Origin of the sequence: Streptomyces hygroscopicus subsp. hygroscopicus (genome assembly GCF_001553455.1) — a bacterium.
GTDB lineage: Bacteria > Actinomycetota > Actinomycetes > Streptomycetales > Streptomycetaceae > Streptomyces > Streptomyces hygroscopicus.
This window is the reverse complement of sequence record NZ_BBOX01000059.1, coordinates 1-16,455: the sequence shown is the minus strand read 5'-3', so window position 1 is coordinate 16,455 and position 16,455 is coordinate 1. Positions and strand designations below refer to the sequence as shown.

Genomic DNA, 16,455 nt, shown 5'->3' with positions numbered 1-16,455 from the left:
ACGGCGCACCGTGTCCCCGACACGAACGACCGCATTGACGAAACCTCCAGGCAAGGACGACTCAGGCATCCGTCCACCCTGCCCGATCGTTTCCTCGAACTGTCATCAGCCTGTCCTGACGCCTGATCCGGCCTCGAGGCAACTCCGTCAGGTGATCCACTCGCAGACAGTCGCCAACCACATGCACATGGGACAGCAGAGGCAGGCGTATGCGCCAAAATGGCTGGCGTACGCCGCTGTCTGCTATCGGCAGACGCCGCCGCATACGGCACCGGGATTGCTCTTGCCTACCGCGCCAACTCGTCGGGGCAGTGCGTACCGCGCGGAAACGTGTAGCGCGCCCCGATCCGGTACGTGCCGGGTCGGGGGGCGTGCAGCACCGTCCATTCGTCCTCGGGCTGCCCTTCATGGGCCTCCTCCACCTGCTTGCTGAGACAGCCGTGCACGTTGACCGTTGCGCTCCCTTCGTCGCCCTTCTTCGGCGGCCCTATGGTCCTGCCCTGCTCATCGATCAGTCCCAGCCAGGGCGAATAGGGAATCCGGATGAGCGCCGGTCCCGCGGAGTGCACCTCGATGACCAGTTCCTCGGCACTCGTGCTCCTGACAGTGGCCGACGGGCCGACCAGCGGCCTCGCGTTCTGCACCTTGTAGAGCTTCCAGCTGCCGTCGGACCACACCTCGTCGAGATACGGCTGGCCGCGTGACACAAGCTGGGCCTCCGCTTGGCCCGCCTCGTCGGGCTTGTCGCTGGGCAACACCACATAGCCGACTGCCCAGCGCAACAACCACGCGTGATAGGCGACCGGGGTCAGTTCTCCCTCATAGAAAAGGGGGTTGCGCTGCACGTCTGCCTGACGGTTCCAGCCGCGCGCCAGGTTGAAACGCGAGGCGATCGCCGACGACTCGCGATGACTGCTCGCGGGAACGACCTCTACTCGGCTTCGCCCCGCACCAGCCCGCTCCAACTGGTCGAGGAGGGGCGTCAGCTCCCTGCTCCATGACGCCGAGGGCGTGGTCCGGTCGACATCGCGGGCCGAATGTATCCCCGGCCATATCATCACCACTACACTGGTCACGGCCAGTGTGACCCACTTCCGGCCGAGGGTATGCCACAGCGCCAACCGCGGAAGCCTGCGCGTCGGCAGCACGGCGAGCAACACCACCCCGCCGAAGACCATGCCCAAGCGGGTGATGTTGGAGCCGATCTGTGAGGGAATCAGCCAGGCGAGCACCACCGCGACGGCGTAGAGCAAGGAGGACACCCGGACCGTACGCCATTGCTCGGGCGCGAAGACGAACACGGCCACCGAGCTCAGCAACGGCAGCACCACCGCCCCGAAGGCCATCGGCATCGTCCCGGAGAAAGGGAAAAACCAGGACGACAGCGCGACCACGAGCACTGGTGTGACACCAAGGGCACAGGCGGCTGGACGGCGCCCGGTCAGCCACAGCGCCGCGGCCACAATGCCGACATACAAACCCGCCACAGGACTGGATGCCGTCGCCAGCCCCGACAGCAACGCGGCGAGCCCTCCCCTCGCCCAGCGGTGGATCGGCTGACGGGGGCGCCGTTGCAGCGGCCACGCGAAAATCACCGCTACCGCCGCCAGGCCGAACATCATGCCCAGCCCGAACGTCACCCGGCCCGAGATCGCGTTGAAGCTCAGCGCCAACGCGCCGTACAGCGCGGGCCATAGCGGACGGTGCACCGCGCGGCTGCGCACCAGCAGGAGGGCGATCAGTCCCGCCGAGAGAGTGCCGACGATCACCATCGTCGTACGGACACCGAGGACCGCCATGAGATAAGGAGAGATAGCGCTATAGGAGACGGGGTGCATCCCACCGAACCACGCCAGAGAATACGCAGAGCCGGGATGCTGGAGAGCGAACTCCGCCCAGGCGTCTTGCGCAGCCAGGTCACCACCGCTGTTCGCGATCAGGAAGACCCACGCCAGATGGAGCACTGCGGCCAGGGCCAGCGAAGCGACTACGGGTAGCCAGGGTGGGTCTGGTCGCCGCTCGTCGCCCGGCCCGGCTCCAGCGCCTCCGCCACCAGTCCCTCCCGCAGCGCTGTTGCCCTGCCGACGCAGAATCTGTAATCGTGCCTTGCCGTTCGTGTTCTGTCCGGTCTTGCCCGTACCGGATCGGTCCACGATCGCCACTGCGATGCCTCTTTCCCCTGGGCTATCCCTTATCGTCCCCCTCCAGGGCAACCCGGGTGCGCCGCGAGTTCGTCGAACAAGCGCGGGGGTCGATGTCAACACAGAGTGTAGACAACGCCTCGCCGACAGGCGTCAGGCGCGGTGTAAAGCGCGGCCCACCATTTCGACGAACTTGCCGCCCTGAAAGAAAACGCATCGCTGGATGGTGCCACTCTTCTGCACGGAGACACGTACCCGTTCAACACCATGATGAGTGCGGACCGTGTCTTCGTTGTCGACTGGCCGCACGCCTGGGTCGGGCCCCGTCGCCGTGATGCGGTCACACTGCTGTCGAGCGCGGCCCTCAGAGGCGTCGACGTCGGCGAAGAGCAGCCTTGCCAGCGCCAGGCGACTCGTGGATCACGTGGTCGCGGACTGTCGCGGACCAGTAGGTGTCGGAGTAATGCCTCTGTCCCTTGTTACCAGCGGAACGTCCGCCGCGGCACTGCCGACCGCAGCAGCACGGGAGCGCTGCCGCCCACGTACGATTCCCAGCGCCGCAATTGAGCGCGTCGATGTTTGTGATCCCCGGATCTTCAGCATTGTGGTCGGCCCCACGAGCTCTGGGCGGGCCATGGGATCAGGAACCAACGCAGGCGCTTTCGCCGTAAATTGTGTCCATGAGCGAGGAGACGTCGCCCGAAGGGTTAGAGCGGTCGAGCACCGGACGCAGGAGGCATGCCGCACCCAAGCGGAGCCGGGGTGGCGACGGGGTGTTGCGCTCGTCCGCGCTGATGGCAGCGGGGACGGTGGTCTCGCGGGCTACTGGACTGATCCGGCAAGTGCTGCAAGCCGCCGCGCTGGGCACCGGGCTGCTGGCCACCACCTACAACCAGGCCAACACGGTGCCCACCAGCCTGTACTTCCTGCTGATCGGTGGTGCGCTGAACTCCGTCCTGGTCCCGCAGCTGGTCAGGGCTCGCGCAGAAGACCCCGATGACGGAACCGCCTTCGAACAGCGTCTGGTCACCCTCGTGATATGTGTCCTCGGCGTCGGAACCGCGCTGGCCACATGGGCCGCTCCCGAGATCATCAGCGTCTACCAGCGCGACACACCCGCCACCCACGACGCCTTCGAGTTGACAGTCGTCTTCGCCCGCTTCCTGCTCCCGCAGATCTTCTTCTACGGCTTGTTCAGCATCTTCGGCCAGGTCCTCAACGCCCGGAACCGGTTCGGGGCGATGATGTGGACCCCGGTTCTGAACAACCTCATCCTGATCACCATGTTCGGCCTGTACGTCGGCATGATGACCGCCCCCGACAAGGTCGCGGACATCACGGGGGCCCAGGTCCGGCTGCTCGGCATTGGCACCACGACCGCCCTGGCCCTCCAGGCATTCGCCCTGATCCCCTACGCCCGCGAAGCCGGATTCCGGTTTCGACCGCGTTTCGACTGGCGGGGCACGGGCCTGCGCAAGAGCGCGAACGCGGCCCGCTGGACCTTGCTCTTCGTACTGGCCAACCTCGTGGCCAGCACGGTGGTCACCCGCCTGGCCTCCTCCGCCGACGCCGCTCTGCCCCACGACGGTGTCGGCTACACCGCCTACAGCTACGCCCAGCAGATCTGGATGCTGCCCCAGTCGATCGTCACCGTCTCCCTTGTCACCGCGCTTCTCCCGCGTATGAGCCGGGCAGTGACCGAGCACCGTGTCGAAGACCTGCGTGCCGATCTCTCTCGCGCACTGCGGGCCAGCGGCGTCATCATCGTTCCGGCGGCATTCTTCTTCGTCGCCTTCGGCCCGCAGATCGCGCAGCTGCTGTTCGCCCACGGTGCCGCCAACGCCGCGGCAACCACTCCCCTGGGCCACATGCTGCAAGCCTTCGGCCTGGGACTGATTCCATTCTCCGCTCAGTACCTCCTGCTGCGCGGCTTCTACGCCTTCGAAGACACCCGCACACCGTTCCGAATGGCGCTGTGGATCAGCGGCATCAATATCGGACTCGCCGTGGCCTGCCATCTTCTGCTGTCTCCCCGGTGGGCGGTCACCGGGATGGCCGCCGCGTACACCCTGTCCTACGCGATCGGCCTGTTGCTGACGGCTCTACAGCTGCGGCAACGCACCGAGGGGCTGCTCGACGGCCGGCGGATCTGCCGCACCTACGCCAGGCTGACCGCGGCCGCCACCGGGGCCGGGTCGGCCGGGTGGCTCATCGCCCGCTCCTGCAGCCACAGCCTGGCATCTGTCTCCTGGACGCCAGCTCTCTCCCTGACTGCAGGCGGCATCACGATGCTGCTGCTGTTCCTGCTTCTCGCACGACTCTTGCACATCGGGGAACTGCGCAGCCTGCCGGGGCTGGGATGACCCCGGCACGATCAGACTGACCGGGCCGGAAGACCACCGCCCCAGCCCCGCGCCCGCCACGCTGAAGACTCACGAACCGTGTGTGCGGAAGCCGTCGACGGGCGACGGCCACGATGTGGTCGGCGGGTTCGGCGAGAGTGGCGTGCGCGAGGGCGTTCGCGCCGATCGCGCCGTGGGTGATCAGGACCAACGCGCTGTCCATAGCCAGCCGAGCGGGATGAGTCGTAGGCTGCGGGCGACCGACTGGGATGCGTGGTTGGTGGCGGTGGTGCTGTAGAAGAGCACGTCCTTGTTGCGGCACTCGCGCTGGGACCAGGCGGCCACGACGGCCGGGGCGAGACCTCTGCCGCGGAAGTCGGCGCGGGTCCAGATTCCCGCTTCCGCGGCGGTGCTGTTCGATGCGGGAGTGTGGCAGATCGACACCGGCTGGTTGTCGTACACGGCCATCGCCCACTCGCCGAAGCGCCCGTTGATCAGTTCGGACCACTCGCCGGGCTGCCAGTTGTCAGGCCGGACCAGCTCCTGTGCCGCGATCTTGCCGTCGGCGGTGGAGACGATGAGGGGCAAGGGGGCTGGATCCGGGGCAGCGAGATGTGGGGGGAAGACGAAGCACGGGCCGCCTTCGACGGACACTGCCTGGTCGTCCAGAGACTCGGCCAGGCGCACCAGCGGATCGGGAGGCCGGCCGGGGCTGTATGCCTGGTCCCAGCCGTTCATGCGGGCGCGGTGCGCGATGCCGGATCCGAGGGCGAGCAGGCGGGCTCCGGGCGACCATGCGCACACGGCCAGCACGGTCGGGTCCTTCAGGAGTGCTGGTAAGCCACCCGAGTTCGGGGCGAGGCCGTAGTTCGCATCGACTTCCAGGCTCAGCAGCCGTTCCTCGTCCCAGTCCATGGCGCGAGGATAGCTTTCCGATCAGAGAGCTTCACCTGCGTTTTCTCGCCCGCCTGCTCAGCTTGGTGTTTAAGGTTTCTTTCGCCTCCCAGCGCCGGGGACCTATGGTCCGCCGCGTTTGTCAGACCGCCTCGGTACGGTCGGCGCATGAGAGCTACGGCAACTTTCACCGTCAAAGCGTTCGTCCCGACTGAGCTGAAGCCCGAGCCTGCCGTGTCCACTGGACTGCCGGTAGGTGTCGCGACGATGGAGAAACACTTCGAGGGAGAGGTCGTGGGACGCTCGGCGACCCTGTTCACGGCCGCGTTCGACCAGTCGACCGGCGTCGGCACCTATGTGGCCATGGAGTCATTCGAAGGCTCGATGCAGGGACGGGAGGGGGCCTTCAACTTCGTGCACTCGGCGACAACATCCGGCAGCGACCGCACAGCGGAGTTCTTCACCATCGTGCCTTCAAGCGGCACCGGCGAGCTGGCCGGGATCTCCGGGGCCGGAGGGATGGCCGTTGATGCTGACGGCACGCATCGCATCTGGTTCGACTACCAGCTCGGCTGAACGGCGGGGCTTGTCGGCCTCGAACTAGCCCGAACATGATCGCCCGAATGAGAATTCCGGGGACGTGAACACGGCCTTCGTCTGATCCTGTGCTCCGACCAAAGACGCACCTGACCAGCACGAAGGCCGTGGGGGAATGAGTCTGCAGCAACCTGGCATCCAGCGGGAGCCGTTCGCGGTGGCGTCACGCTTCCGAGAGGACTTAATCAACTGCCTGACCGCACGGGGACGAGTTGTTCGAGCTGGTCGACGCGTTGCTGTGCGCGGACGGTCCGGTGACCTCGCCGGTGGATCTGACGCTGGTGGCCGAGCACCGGCGTGGGCACGGCGCGATGTACGAGGCGCGCCTGGTCCTGGCGGTCGACGTCAGCAACTGGCTCCGCCCCGACGCGCCGACCAGCGCGGAGCGTCTGTTCTGCCACGTCTACGGCCGCAGCGGCCGGTCCTCGGACCAGTTCATCCCCGGCTGGCCATACTCCTTCGTCGCCGCCCTCGAATCGGGCCGGACGTCCTGGTGCCAGCTCCTGGACGCCGTCCGTCTCGGGCCCGAGGACGACGTTGCCGAGGTCACCGCCGCCCAGCTCCGCCGGGTGGTCACGGACCTGATCGAGATGGGCCGCTGGCACTTCGGGGACCGCGACATCCTCATCATCTTCGACGCCGGCTACGACGCCCCGCGCATGGCTTATCTCCTCGAAGGCCTCCCGGTCGAGGTGCTGGGACGGATGCGCTCCGACCGCGTCATGCGACGGCCGACACCCACGCTCAAGGAGTGCGCCCTGGCCTATCCCCGGGGCGGGCGACCGCCGAAGCACGGCAAGGAGTTCCGCTTCGCCAAGCCGGAGACCTGGGGCGAGCCGAACGCGGCCACGACGCAGGTCACCGACCGGTACGGCACCGCCCGCGCGATGGCCTGGGGCCGCATCCACCCCCGCCTGACCACCCGCTCCGCGTGGATCGGCCACACCGGAGAACTCCCCATCATCGAAGGCACGCTGATCCGCCTCCAGGTCGACCGCCTGCCCAGCGGAGGCGACCCGCTCCCGCTCTGGCTGTGGTGACGTCGACGTGCGCTGGCAGGCGTTCTTGAGGAGGTTCGACATCGAGCATCTCTTCAGGCTGATGAAACAGACTCTCGGGTGGACCCGTCCGAAGCTGCGAACCCCCGAGGCCGGCGAGCGCTGGACCTGGCTGATCATCGCCGCGCACACCCAGATCCGCCTTCTGCGCGGGGCCTCCGCCGACTTGCGGCGGCCGTGGGAGAAGCCCGCCGAGCCCGGCCGGCTCACCCCGGCCCGAGTCCGCCGAGGGTTCAGGAACCTCCGCCCGAACCTGCCGTGTTTGGCCCGTGCGCCGAAACCCAACCGGCCCGGGCTCGGCAGGCCCCTTGGCTCGAAGAACCGGTTCCCCGCCACCCGCTACGACGTGGGCAAAACCGTCAGACGACCCGAGACCATCGCCGAACGTGACCAGGTCAGACCATAAAAAACAAGCTCAGGGCCGGCGCTGGATCAGCGTCTCGGTCCGACATGGGACTCGAACGTGGTCGCTCGCCCGGAAGTGCGCGGGAGGTGTGGGTGGCGCCGGCCTGATTCTGCGCTCCGGCCAAGGACACACGTGACCAGACCGGGGCCGTGGGGATGTGCGACATCCCGTGAGTTCCCCTGAGCTCTGCAGACTCCCTGGGCCCGTGGCCGGGGGGGGTCTTCCTCCTTCGTGTGCTCTGGTGGCCTGTGACGCAACTTCGGGATTTCTGAAGCGTTCTCATCTCGTCCGACCGATCTGTAGTCGGACCGAAGGCGGGGAGGCTCGGGTTGGCGGCGCTGGCAGTCGTACGGGACCTGCGTGAGCACTGGGCGCCCGCGTCGGCGGAGGAACTGGAGCGGTTCGAGACCGACGTGCTGTCAGGGTTCGTTCTCGCGCGGGCCTCGGCAGGGCTGGCGGACGGCACCATTCGCGGGGACGTCGGTCACCTGGATCAGATCAGGTCCTGGTTCGGCCGACCGTTGTGGGACATGGAGCCCGCCGACGCGGATGCGTACTTCGGGAAGGTACTGCGGCACTCGCCCAGCGGCACCCGGCTGGGCCGGTCACAGGCGCTGAGTACGTACTTCATGTTCCTGGAGCTGCGGCACAAGGTCGAGATCCACCGGATGACCGGCCGGGTGGTCGAGTGCCCGATCGACGAGATGAACCGGCCGCGCGGGGCCAAGGATGCACAGTTGCGGATCCCGCCGAGCGAGCCGGAGGTCGGGACGCTGTTCACGGGCTGGGGTGGCGAGCTGGCGACCTGCAGGAAGTTCGCCCCGACCGCCCGGAACTACACCGCCTCGAAGCTGATGTCCCAGGTCGGCCTGCGGGTGAGCGAAGCATGCGGCCTCGACCTGGACGACATCAAGTGGGACCTGGGCCGCTTCGGCAAGCTCCACGTCCGCCACGGCAAGGGCGCCCGCGGCTCGGGGCCGCGTGAGCGGATGGTGCCGCTGATCAACGGTGCCGACCGGACGCTGCGGTGGTTCATCGAGGACGTGTGGGGTCAGTTCGACGACGATCACACACGGCCCGGTGCCTCGCTGTTCCCGAGTGAGCGGAAGAACACCGACGGTTCCGCACGCCGGGTCGGCGACGATGCCCTGCGCAACGGTCTCGACAACGCCGTCGAGGCTCATCTGCCGGGCTGGACAGACAGGTTGACGCCGCACGTCCTGCGGCATTTCTGCGCGTCCCAGCTCTATGGGAATGGGCTGGACTTGCTCGCGATCCAGGAGGTTTTGGGACATTCCTGGATTGCCACCACGATGCGGTATATCCACGTGCAGCAGACCCGGGTCGAGGACGCCTGGGTCGCCGGGATGGAACGGGCCGCGAAGCGGCTGGAAGGGCTGGCCCGATGAGGTGGAACCTGCGGCTGACCGCCGCGAACAAGGGTATCTGGAAGGCGTCCGAGCTCCAGCGGAGCCTGGCCGAGCACGGCTTGGTGATCTCGGCCGGGAAGATGTCCGGGCTGTGGTCCGGCCAGCCGGTCTCCCTCAAGCTGGACGACCTGGACGTCATCTGCGTCGTGCTGGGCTGCGAGATCGGCGACCTGTTGATCCCGGAACCGCAGAAGGTTACCCGCCCCGGCGAGGCGAACATCAGCCGGACCGCTGTCGGTGCCGCCGCACCGGTTCCGGCGGTGGTGCCCAAGCGTCGCGACGGCCGGTCGCTGCCGCCTGCATGAGCCGGTATCCGAAGGCCTACTACAAGCCCACCGACTCCTGCGACGGCTGCCTGGCCTGGGGCGACTTCAGCGGACGGCTCTGTCCGACCTGCTACATGTTCGGCCGCAGCCACGCGACGGCCGTCTGCACCGGCTGCCGCCGTGTCCAGCCGCTGAAGTGGGAATTCTGTCGTCTGTGCTGGTGCCAGGCCCGGTTGGGGGCCCAGGCCGCTGTCGACCAGCTGGCCGCGGAGGCCGATGTGAGGGCGCGCCTCAACGCGGTCCGGCACCATCAACTGTTCTTCATGGGCATGCACCACCGCAACGGATCGGCACCCGCCCCTCGGCGGCGCGGCGGACGGCGGAGCGCCCCTCGCAAGCCGCCGCCCGCGCCGTCCTGGCGGCCGAATGCCGACTGGAGACAGTTGCCGCTGTTCGGACAGGTCCCGCGCGACTACGGCCGCCTCGACCCCTCCGGCGTCGACTTGACCAGCCCCTGGCTGACCTGGGCGAAGTACCTCGCTCACCGGTTCGCCGAGGCACGGGGCTGGGGACGCAACATCCGCTTCGCCGTCAACCGCGGCCTGGCCCTTGTCCTCACCGGGTACGTCGAGGGCGACGTCATCCGGCACAGCGAGATCTTCACCCCGCTCCGGTCCCGCGACCTCCCGGTCGGCCACGTCGTCACGGTCCTGGAGGAGATGGGGATCTTCGAGGACGACAGCGAACCCTCCTTCGAGGGCTGGCTCGCCGAGCGTCTGGAGGGTCTCGCACCCGGCATCCGCTCGGAGGCCGAGCGCTGGACCCGCGTCCTGCGTGACGGTGGCCCCCGCAGCCTCCCGCGACGGGAAGGCACGGTCTGGCTCTACCTCAACCGTGTCCGGCCGGCCCTGCTGGAATGGTCGGACCGCTATGACCACCTGCGGGAAGTGACCCGCGACGACGTCCGGACCTACATTAAGACACTGCACGGCCACCAGCGGCGTGACCAACTCGTTGCCCTGCGCTCGCTGTTCTCCTGGGCCAAGCGGAATGGGCTGCATTTCCGCAACCCGACCAGCCGGATCAAGGTCGGCCAGTACGAGTACGGCGTGCTCCAGCCGCTGGTCCTCGCCCAGGTCGGCCGGTCCGTCGCGGCGGCCACCACCCCGGCAACACGACTCATCCTCGCCCTCGCCGCGGTGCACGCCGCCCGGGTCGCCCAGATCGGCATGCTCATGCTCGACGACGTCGACCTCGGCAACCGACGGCTGACCATCGCCGGACGCGTCCGGCCGCTCGACGACCTCACCCTGAAACTGCTGCTGGACTGGCTGGAGCACCGGCGAAACCGGTGGCCGAGCACAGCGAACCTCCATCTGCTGATCAACAACCAGACCGCCACCAAGACCAGCCACGCCAGCAACCACTGGATCAGCTCCTCGATGCGCGGCCAGGACGCGACGCTGGAGCGGCTCCGCGTCGACCGGCAGCTCGAAGAGGCGCTGACCCACGGGCCCGATCCGCTTCACCTCGCCGAGGTGTTCGGGCTCGACGAGAAGACCGCGATGCGCTACGCGGACTCCGCACGGGCACTACTGGAACAGGCAGCCGAGCACTCGGCATCGCCCTCAGGAAGAGAACTTGGCCCGGATTGAAGCGACTTGGAGTCGGCGTCAGCAGATCCTTGGGAGAGGCGCAGACACTCATCCCAGGCTTCAAAGAAAGCTCTCGTAGGTGTTGAGGCGTTCTTGGCGCATCCAGTGACCGTGCTCGACGGCACCTTGGTCCTGTACTTGCCGCCAAACGGCTTCGGCGTTCTTTTCCGTGCCGAACTTAGCTGCCTGCCCGCGCGGAGCAACCTCACCGCTGCTTCATCAATGACGACAGAGGGTGTCGGGTTTACGGCCGACGATGGACGTATGCGCGAAACCCCAGAAGAACTCAACAAGCTCCAGTCCCTCCTCGACTCCTCCCTCTCCGGCTCGACCGCACACCTCCGCTCGATCGTCGAGGGCCGCACCATCACGGCGGCGCAGCTCACCGGGGTCCTCACCGGCATGTGCACGCTCGCCCTCTCGACGGTGACCGCAAAGGGCGAACCGCGGATCAGCGGCGCCGACGGGCACTTCCTGCACGGCCGGTGGCACTTCGGCACGGCGCGCAACGCCGCCAAGGCCCGTCATCTCGCGGCCCGTCCGGCCGCCAGCGTCGCGCACATGCGCGGCGAGGACCTCGGCGTGTTCACCCACGGCACGGTGGAGGAGCTGAACCCCGAGGACGCCGAGACCACGGCCGACTGGCAGGAACTCCTCGCCTACTTGAAGGACTTCTACGGCGACGACGCCTTCGACTGGAACCGCGAGGTCGTCTACTACCGGCTGAACCCGCACTGGATGACCGTCTACGCCCCCGACCTCGACAAGCTCACCGGCACGTGACGCCGGGCCCGTCGACGAGGGCCTGCACCTGCGCGTACGTGGGTGCGGGGCCGGTCGACGGCGCGCCGTCGCGTACCGCCAGCGCCGTGGCGACGGCCTCGCCCAACGCCCGCCGGTACAGCAGCGACCCGAGGCTGCCCCGCGCCCAAGCTCTCAACTCCTTCCCCAAGCTCTCAACTCCGCTTCGCTGCGTTCGAGCAGGGGGCCGCTCGGCGTCTTGCCGGTCCAGGGGACCAGGAACGGCAAGGTCGCGAGTTGGCCCCGAACCCACGGAAGCAACTCCGCAGAGCACGACGACGGACCCTTGAGTTCCCACCGAGAACCCTTCAGTTTGCGTGAACTTACGGGACTCTGCGGGTGTGAGTAGTTGAGGTACAGAAAGTGCCGCTGAGATTGATCTTGCTCGGGTTCGCCTATCGCGCGGGGGCTTCGAGCTGACGCGGGACGGCGCTGGCGCGGAGCTCGCGCAGGTCCGGGATGTGGTTGTAGAGCGTGCCCGGGGAGACCCCGAGGAGCTTGGCGATCGAGGTGATCGAGCGGCCGGGGTCGGGCAGCAGGTCGCGGGCGGCGCGGATGATCTCCTCGGTGGCGGCGCTGGGGCGTCCACCGACTCGGCCGCCGGCGCGGGCCGCGGCCAGGCCCTCCTTGGTGCCGATGACGATGAGTTCGCGGATGAACTCCGCGAGCGCGGCGAAGACATGGAAGACAAGCCGGACCGCCGGGCGTGGTGGTGTCCAGGTTCTCGTGCAGCGAGGTGAAGCCGATGCCGCGCTCGCGCAGCTCGGCGACCATGTTGATGAGGTCCTGGAGGCTGCGGCCGTACCGGTCGAGCGAGGGGACAACGAGCGTGTCGCCCGCGTCGAGGAAGGCGTGGCACGCCTTCAGTTCGGGGCGGAGCGCGTCCTTGCCGGACTTCTTGTCCGCGAAGATCTTCCGGCATCCGGCGGCGGTGAGTGCGTCAAGCTGCCGCTCCAGCTTCTGCCCGCCGGTCGACACCCGTGCGTACCCGATTTTGGTCTCGGTGCACACGAGCGGCTCGGCGGCGAGCACGCCCGCGCCACCCGCTGGTTCCTGAGTGGACGTCAGTACGGCGGGTCGGCCAGCGCCGTCGGCTCGCAGGTGGCATCCATCAGCCCAGCGACGCAGTTGCCGCGCGCAGGTCCTCCAGGGCTGCCAGTGCGTGTGGCGCGAGCCCTTCTGTGTCGTCACGATCACTTTCGGACCACTGGGCGTAACCCTGCTTGAACGCGAGGACTCCCAGCTCGCCCGCAAGACGCGCAGTCGGGTCGGGGACACCGCGGGCGATGAGCGCGGCTGTCATGGCGGCCGCGAGACCGACGCTCTTGAGGGCGTCGCGCTCCTGAAGTTCGGTGCTGGCTGCCACGGCTGCTTTGAGGCGGGGGCCGAGTTCGCGGTTCGTCGCCCCCATGGCGCTTGATGCGCGTTCGAGACCGGCTGCCACCGCCTGGAGCGGGCTGGCGCTCGCAGGCGCCTCTGCGATGCCGTCGGCGAGCAGCCTGCAGAGCGTCTCCTGGCCGGCGACCAGTATCTCGCGTTTGTCGGAGAAGTACCGGAAGAAGGTGCTCTTGGTGACGCCGGCGCGCTCGGCGATCTGCGTCACGGTGGTGGCGTCGTACCCCTGCTCGGTGAACAGGTCGACGGCCGCGACGACGAGTCGCTGCGGCGCTCCTGGTTGCCATCTAGCCATGAGACCAGGATAGGTGATGGGACACCTGTCCCGTCACCGGTGTAAGGTCAGTGACGGGACAATGGTCCCATCACTTTCAGGGAGAGCTCATGCACGTCTTCATCACCGGCGGTACCGGCACCATCGGCTCCGCCGTCGTCGCCGAACTGCTCGGCAACGGCCACACCGTTCTCGCACTGGCTCGCTCGGACGGCTCCGCGCAGATCCTCGAGAACGCTGGTGCCAAGGTGCTGCGAGGAGAGATCGCGGACCTCGACGTCCTGCGCGCCGGTGCCGCGCAGTCCGACGGCGTGATCAGTCTGGCGTTCAGCCGCGACTACAACGACCCGGACGGGCTCGCACAGGCCGTCGCCCAGGAGAGCGCCGCCATCGCCGCCCTGGGCAACGAGCTCATCGGCAGCGACCGTCCGATCGTCGCGGTCTCGGGCACGCCCTGGGTACCAGGCCGCTCCTCTACCGAGACCGATCCACTGCCGACCGACGGACCGGTGGGCGGTCGAGGCCGTTCCGTCAACGCACTACTGGAACTGGCCTCGCGCGGTGTGCGCGCCACGGCTGTCCGCATGCCGCGCACGGTCCACAACGAGGGCCAGGGCGGGTTCGCCGGCCTGCTGGCCGACACGGCGCGCCGCACCGGAGTGGCCGGCTACCCGGGCGACGGCACCCAGCGCTGGCCGGCCGTGCATGCCCTCGACGCAGCGGTCCTGTTCCGCCTGGCCCTCGAATCGGCGCCGACCGGGACAGCCTGGCACGCCGTAGCCGACGAGGGTGACGCGGTGCGTGACATCGCTACGGTCATCGGCCGACGGCTGGGCCTGCCGGTCGAGGCGGTGTCGGAGGAGACCTTCGGCCCGTTCGGTCCGATCTTCGCCATGGACCAGCCTGCGTCCAGCACCCACACCCGCAACGCCCTCGGGTGGCAGCCGACGCACCCCAGCCTCCTCGAGGACCTGGAGAACATTCAGCCCTGACGGGTTTCGACAGAACACAGCCTGAGGAAAACCGGCCGTCAGTCCGCGTCGTCCTCGACGGCGTCCGGGTCCCGCAAGGGGCGCAGGCCCTGGCCGGGGCCGCTGGCCTTGATGTTGAACAGGTAGCGGCCCAGGAAGTTGATGTGCCGGTCCTTGTCAATCTCAGGTGTAGAGGAAGGCGCCGGGGGCGGTGGCCGTACCGCTTGTCGTCGTGACGACGACATCTGCGGGTCCCGGGGCGGCCGCGGGGGGAGTGACGGCGGCCACTCGGGTGGCGGAGATGATGCCGAAGTCCGCCTGTGTGCCGCCGATGGTCACTGTCTGCGTGAACGCGAGCGCGGTCCCTTCGATCAGAACGGGTGTGCCGCCTGATGTCGGTCCTGACGTGGGGGTCACGGAGGAGATGCCGGGCGGGTTCGTGTAGGTGTAGACCGCCCGCCCGTATGCGTTGCTTTTCGTGACCACGGTGACCGGCACCGGTCCGGGGGCCTGCGCGGGCGGTACCGTCACGGTGAGCCTGTCGTCCAGGAGGGTCGAGGGGGTGACGGACACGTTGCCGAACCGCACCTCGGTAGTGGTGATCAGCCCCCGGCCGGTCACGGTCAGCGTGTCACCTCCGCTCAGCGGGCCCGAGGTCCGGCTGATGCCGGTCATCACTGAGTCCTGGAGGTAGTAGAAGCGGCCGACGGTCCGGGTGGTGTTCTGGCCGAGGGTGACGTCGATCTTGACGTCGCTGACGAAGAGCGGTGAGACGGCGCGGATCTGGTGGTCGTTGATGACCCTGAACGAGGCGGCGGGCAAGCAGCCGAAGCGGACGGCGGTGGTGTTGCCCAGTCCCTCCCCGGTGATGGTCACAGGGATCCCGCCGGACATGGGGCCCACGTTGGGGTACACACCGGCCGGCGCGGTGATCACCTGCACGGTCTCGTTGCCATTGTTGGTGACGTAGATCTCGGAGTTGTCCGGTGTGATCGCCAGCCAGTACGGGGCATGGAAGCCCGGCACCCTGGTAAGGGTCTTGCGGGCGATGAGGTCGAGGACGGCGACGCTGTCATTGCCGTCGCACGCGACATACGCCAGGAGCCCATCACTGGTGACCGCCACGCCGAAGGGAATGGAGAGGCCGGTGTAGGTGTCCACCACGGCGTGGATGCTGGTGTCGATGACATCGAGCTGGTCGCCGCCGTAGTCGGTCACATAGACCCGTTGTCCGTCGGGCGAGACCGCCACGCCCCGGGGGAAGGTGAAGCCGGTGAGCACGGCGGTGACGGTGTTGGTGGCCGTGTCGATGACCCGGACCGTGTTCGTCCCCTCTTCCGTGACGTAGACCTCGGCCCCGTCGGGGGTGATCGCCAGGTTGCGCGGTCCGATGCCGACCGGGACGGAGGCGGTGACGGTGTTGGTCGCCGTACTGATCACATCGACGCGGTTGCCGCCCTGGCTGGCGACGTAGACGCGGGAGCCATCGGGCGTCACCGCCAGACCGAGCGGCTTGTTCAGTCCGGTGATGTCCTGGGTGACGGTGTTGGTGGCCGTGTCGATGACCACCACATGGCTGTTCCCGAAGGCGGCCACATAGGCGTGCAGCCCATCCGGGGCGATGGCGATTCCCCACGGGCCGGCGGGCACGGCGATGGTGGTACGGACGGTGTGAGTGGCGGTGTCGATGACACTGACGCTGCCGCTGCCGAAGTTGGTCACATAGACGCGTTGGCCGTTGGGGCTGACCGCCGCGTAGATCGGACTGCTGCCCACCTGGATGACATCCGGTAGCAGCAACTGTTCCGTGACCTCCGTTACTGCGTTCATGGCGACCTCCACGGCCCGAGTCCTGTAGGCGTCAGGATGAGCCAGGAAGCGAAAGGATGTACAGAATTCCCTAATAAATACGACAATCAGCAGGTGGGTGCGGGGTCGACAGGCCGCCACATCGGGTGGACCGTTCCTGATGTCCGGTCATGGTCGGCTCATGAGCCGGTAGGGTCCGACCGCGCCCCGGGAATGCCGTGGGGCCAGGAGAGTCACGGAATACGCCACGACACCCGCTGCTCGAGGCGGGCCGCGATGCTGATGAGTCGGCCCAGTGGGCGCACAACGGCGCACACAGCGCGTCGGCAAGGTTTTCTTCCTATTTACGCATGACTTCCGCGAAGCACTCATTTCACCTCGGCGGCGGTCACTCCGGCCTCCGTCACAGCCACCCA

14 protein-coding genes and 2 pseudogenes are annotated in these 16,455 nt (G+C 67.8%); 9 read left to right on the top strand and 7 right to left on the bottom strand.

Annotation, left to right across the window (positions count from 1 at the left end; translation table 11 throughout):
- Nucleotides 1–287 precede the first annotated feature (287 nt).
- Complete coding sequence (locus tag AXW62_RS07615) at nt 288–2,162, bottom strand: DUF8823 domain-containing protein (protein WP_252368525.1); 1,875 nt, start codon at nt 2,160–2,162, stop codon at nt 288–290.
- Between the two features lie 180 nt (nt 2,163–2,342).
- Between AXW62_RS07615 and AXW62_RS47030 the strand changes: the two genes are divergently transcribed.
- Together AXW62_RS47030 and murJ are read left to right on the top strand one after the other, a co-directional pair.
- Complete coding sequence (locus tag AXW62_RS47030; RefSeq protein ID WP_107308563.1) at nt 2,343–2,708, top strand: hypothetical protein; 366 nt, start codon at nt 2,343–2,345, stop codon at nt 2,706–2,708.
- Between the two features lie 113 nt (nt 2,709–2,821).
- Nucleotides 2,822–4,504: a murein biosynthesis integral membrane protein MurJ gene (gene murJ / locus AXW62_RS07610; protein ID WP_079105280.1), complete on the top strand. Its 1,683-nt coding sequence runs from the start codon at nt 2,822–2,824 to the stop codon at nt 4,502–4,504.
- A 180-nt stretch (nt 4,505–4,684) separates the two neighbouring features.
- Here the strand turns inward: murJ and AXW62_RS07605 are convergent, their stop codons facing one another.
- Nucleotides 4,685–5,398 carry a GNAT family N-acetyltransferase gene (locus tag AXW62_RS07605; protein WP_060943818.1) on the bottom strand — a complete coding sequence of 238 codons (714 nt, stop codon included), beginning with the start codon at nt 5,396–5,398 and terminating at the stop codon, nt 4,685–4,687.
- Nucleotides 5,399–5,545: 147 nt separating this feature from the next.
- On the opposite strand from AXW62_RS07605, the gene AXW62_RS07600 reads away from it, so the two are divergent.
- The 6 genes and pseudogenes from AXW62_RS07600 to AXW62_RS07575 all read left to right on the top strand — a co-directional run bounded on the left by AXW62_RS07600 (nt 5,546) and on the right by AXW62_RS07575 (nt 11,572).
- Entirely contained in the window at nt 5,546–5,953 is a 408-nt protein-coding gene (locus AXW62_RS07600; protein ID WP_060943817.1) for a DUF3224 domain-containing protein, read from the top strand.
- Between the two features lie 136 nt (nt 5,954–6,089).
- Nucleotides 6,090–7,438 (top strand): annotated as a pseudogene (locus AXW62_RS07595) (transposase).
- 329 nt (nt 7,439–7,767) lie between these two features.
- Nucleotides 7,768–8,847: a tyrosine-type recombinase/integrase gene (locus AXW62_RS07590; protein WP_060943816.1), complete on the top strand. Its 1,080-nt coding sequence runs from the start codon at nt 7,768–7,770 to the stop codon at nt 8,845–8,847.
- The gene (locus tag AXW62_RS07585; protein ID WP_060943815.1) at nt 8,844–9,173 is read left to right on the top strand and encodes a helix-turn-helix domain-containing protein; all 330 of its coding nucleotides are present in this window, start codon (nt 8,844–8,846) and stop codon (nt 9,171–9,173) included. Before AXW62_RS07590 ends, AXW62_RS07585 begins: the two co-directional genes overlap by 4 nt.
- Nucleotides 9,170–10,789 carry a site-specific integrase gene (locus AXW62_RS07580; protein ID WP_060943814.1) on the top strand — a complete coding sequence of 540 codons (1,620 nt, stop codon included), beginning with the start codon at nt 9,170–9,172 and terminating at the stop codon, nt 10,787–10,789. Before AXW62_RS07585 ends, AXW62_RS07580 begins: the two co-directional genes overlap by 4 nt.
- Nucleotides 10,790–11,053: 264 nt before the next feature.
- On the top strand, nt 11,054–11,572 hold the full coding sequence (locus AXW62_RS07575) for a pyridoxamine 5'-phosphate oxidase family protein (RefSeq protein WP_060943813.1): 519 nt from the start codon (nt 11,054–11,056) through the stop codon (nt 11,570–11,572).
- Here the strand turns inward: AXW62_RS07575 and AXW62_RS07570 are convergent.
- The 4 genes and pseudogenes from AXW62_RS07570 to AXW62_RS07560 form a co-directional block, all read right to left on the bottom strand.
- Nucleotides 11,559–11,729: a hypothetical protein gene (locus AXW62_RS07570; protein WP_252368524.1), complete on the bottom strand. Its 171-nt coding sequence runs from the start codon at nt 11,727–11,729 to the stop codon at nt 11,559–11,561. The genes AXW62_RS07575 and AXW62_RS07570 overlap by 14 nt on opposite strands.
- Before the next feature lie 256 nt (nt 11,730–11,985).
- Entirely contained in the window at nt 11,986–12,414 is a 429-nt protein-coding gene (locus tag AXW62_RS07565) for a helix-turn-helix domain-containing protein (RefSeq protein WP_432715819.1), read from the bottom strand.
- Nucleotides 12,338–12,568 (bottom strand): annotated as a pseudogene (locus tag AXW62_RS47410) (recombinase family protein); the annotation flags it as partial. The pseudogene AXW62_RS47410 and the gene AXW62_RS07565, both read right to left, overlap by 77 nt.
- Before the next feature lie 133 nt (nt 12,569–12,701).
- On the bottom strand, nt 12,702–13,280 hold the full coding sequence (locus AXW62_RS07560; protein WP_060943812.1) for a TetR/AcrR family transcriptional regulator: 579 nt from the start codon (nt 13,278–13,280) through the stop codon (nt 12,702–12,704).
- 89 nt (nt 13,281–13,369) lie between these two features.
- Here AXW62_RS07560 and AXW62_RS07555 point away from each other — a divergent pair, with 89 nt between their 5' ends.
- A complete protein-coding gene (locus tag AXW62_RS07555) occupies nt 13,370–14,251 on the top strand; it encodes an SDR family oxidoreductase (protein ID WP_060943811.1) in 882 nt (293 codons plus the stop codon).
- A 162-nt stretch (nt 14,252–14,413) separates the two neighbouring features.
- Here AXW62_RS07555 and AXW62_RS07550 read toward each other — a convergent pair whose 3' ends face one another.
- A complete protein-coding gene (locus tag AXW62_RS07550; RefSeq protein ID WP_159060827.1) occupies nt 14,414–16,060 on the bottom strand; it encodes an IPT/TIG domain-containing protein in 1,647 nt (548 codons plus the stop codon).
- Nucleotides 16,061–16,455: the final 395 nt, after the last annotated feature.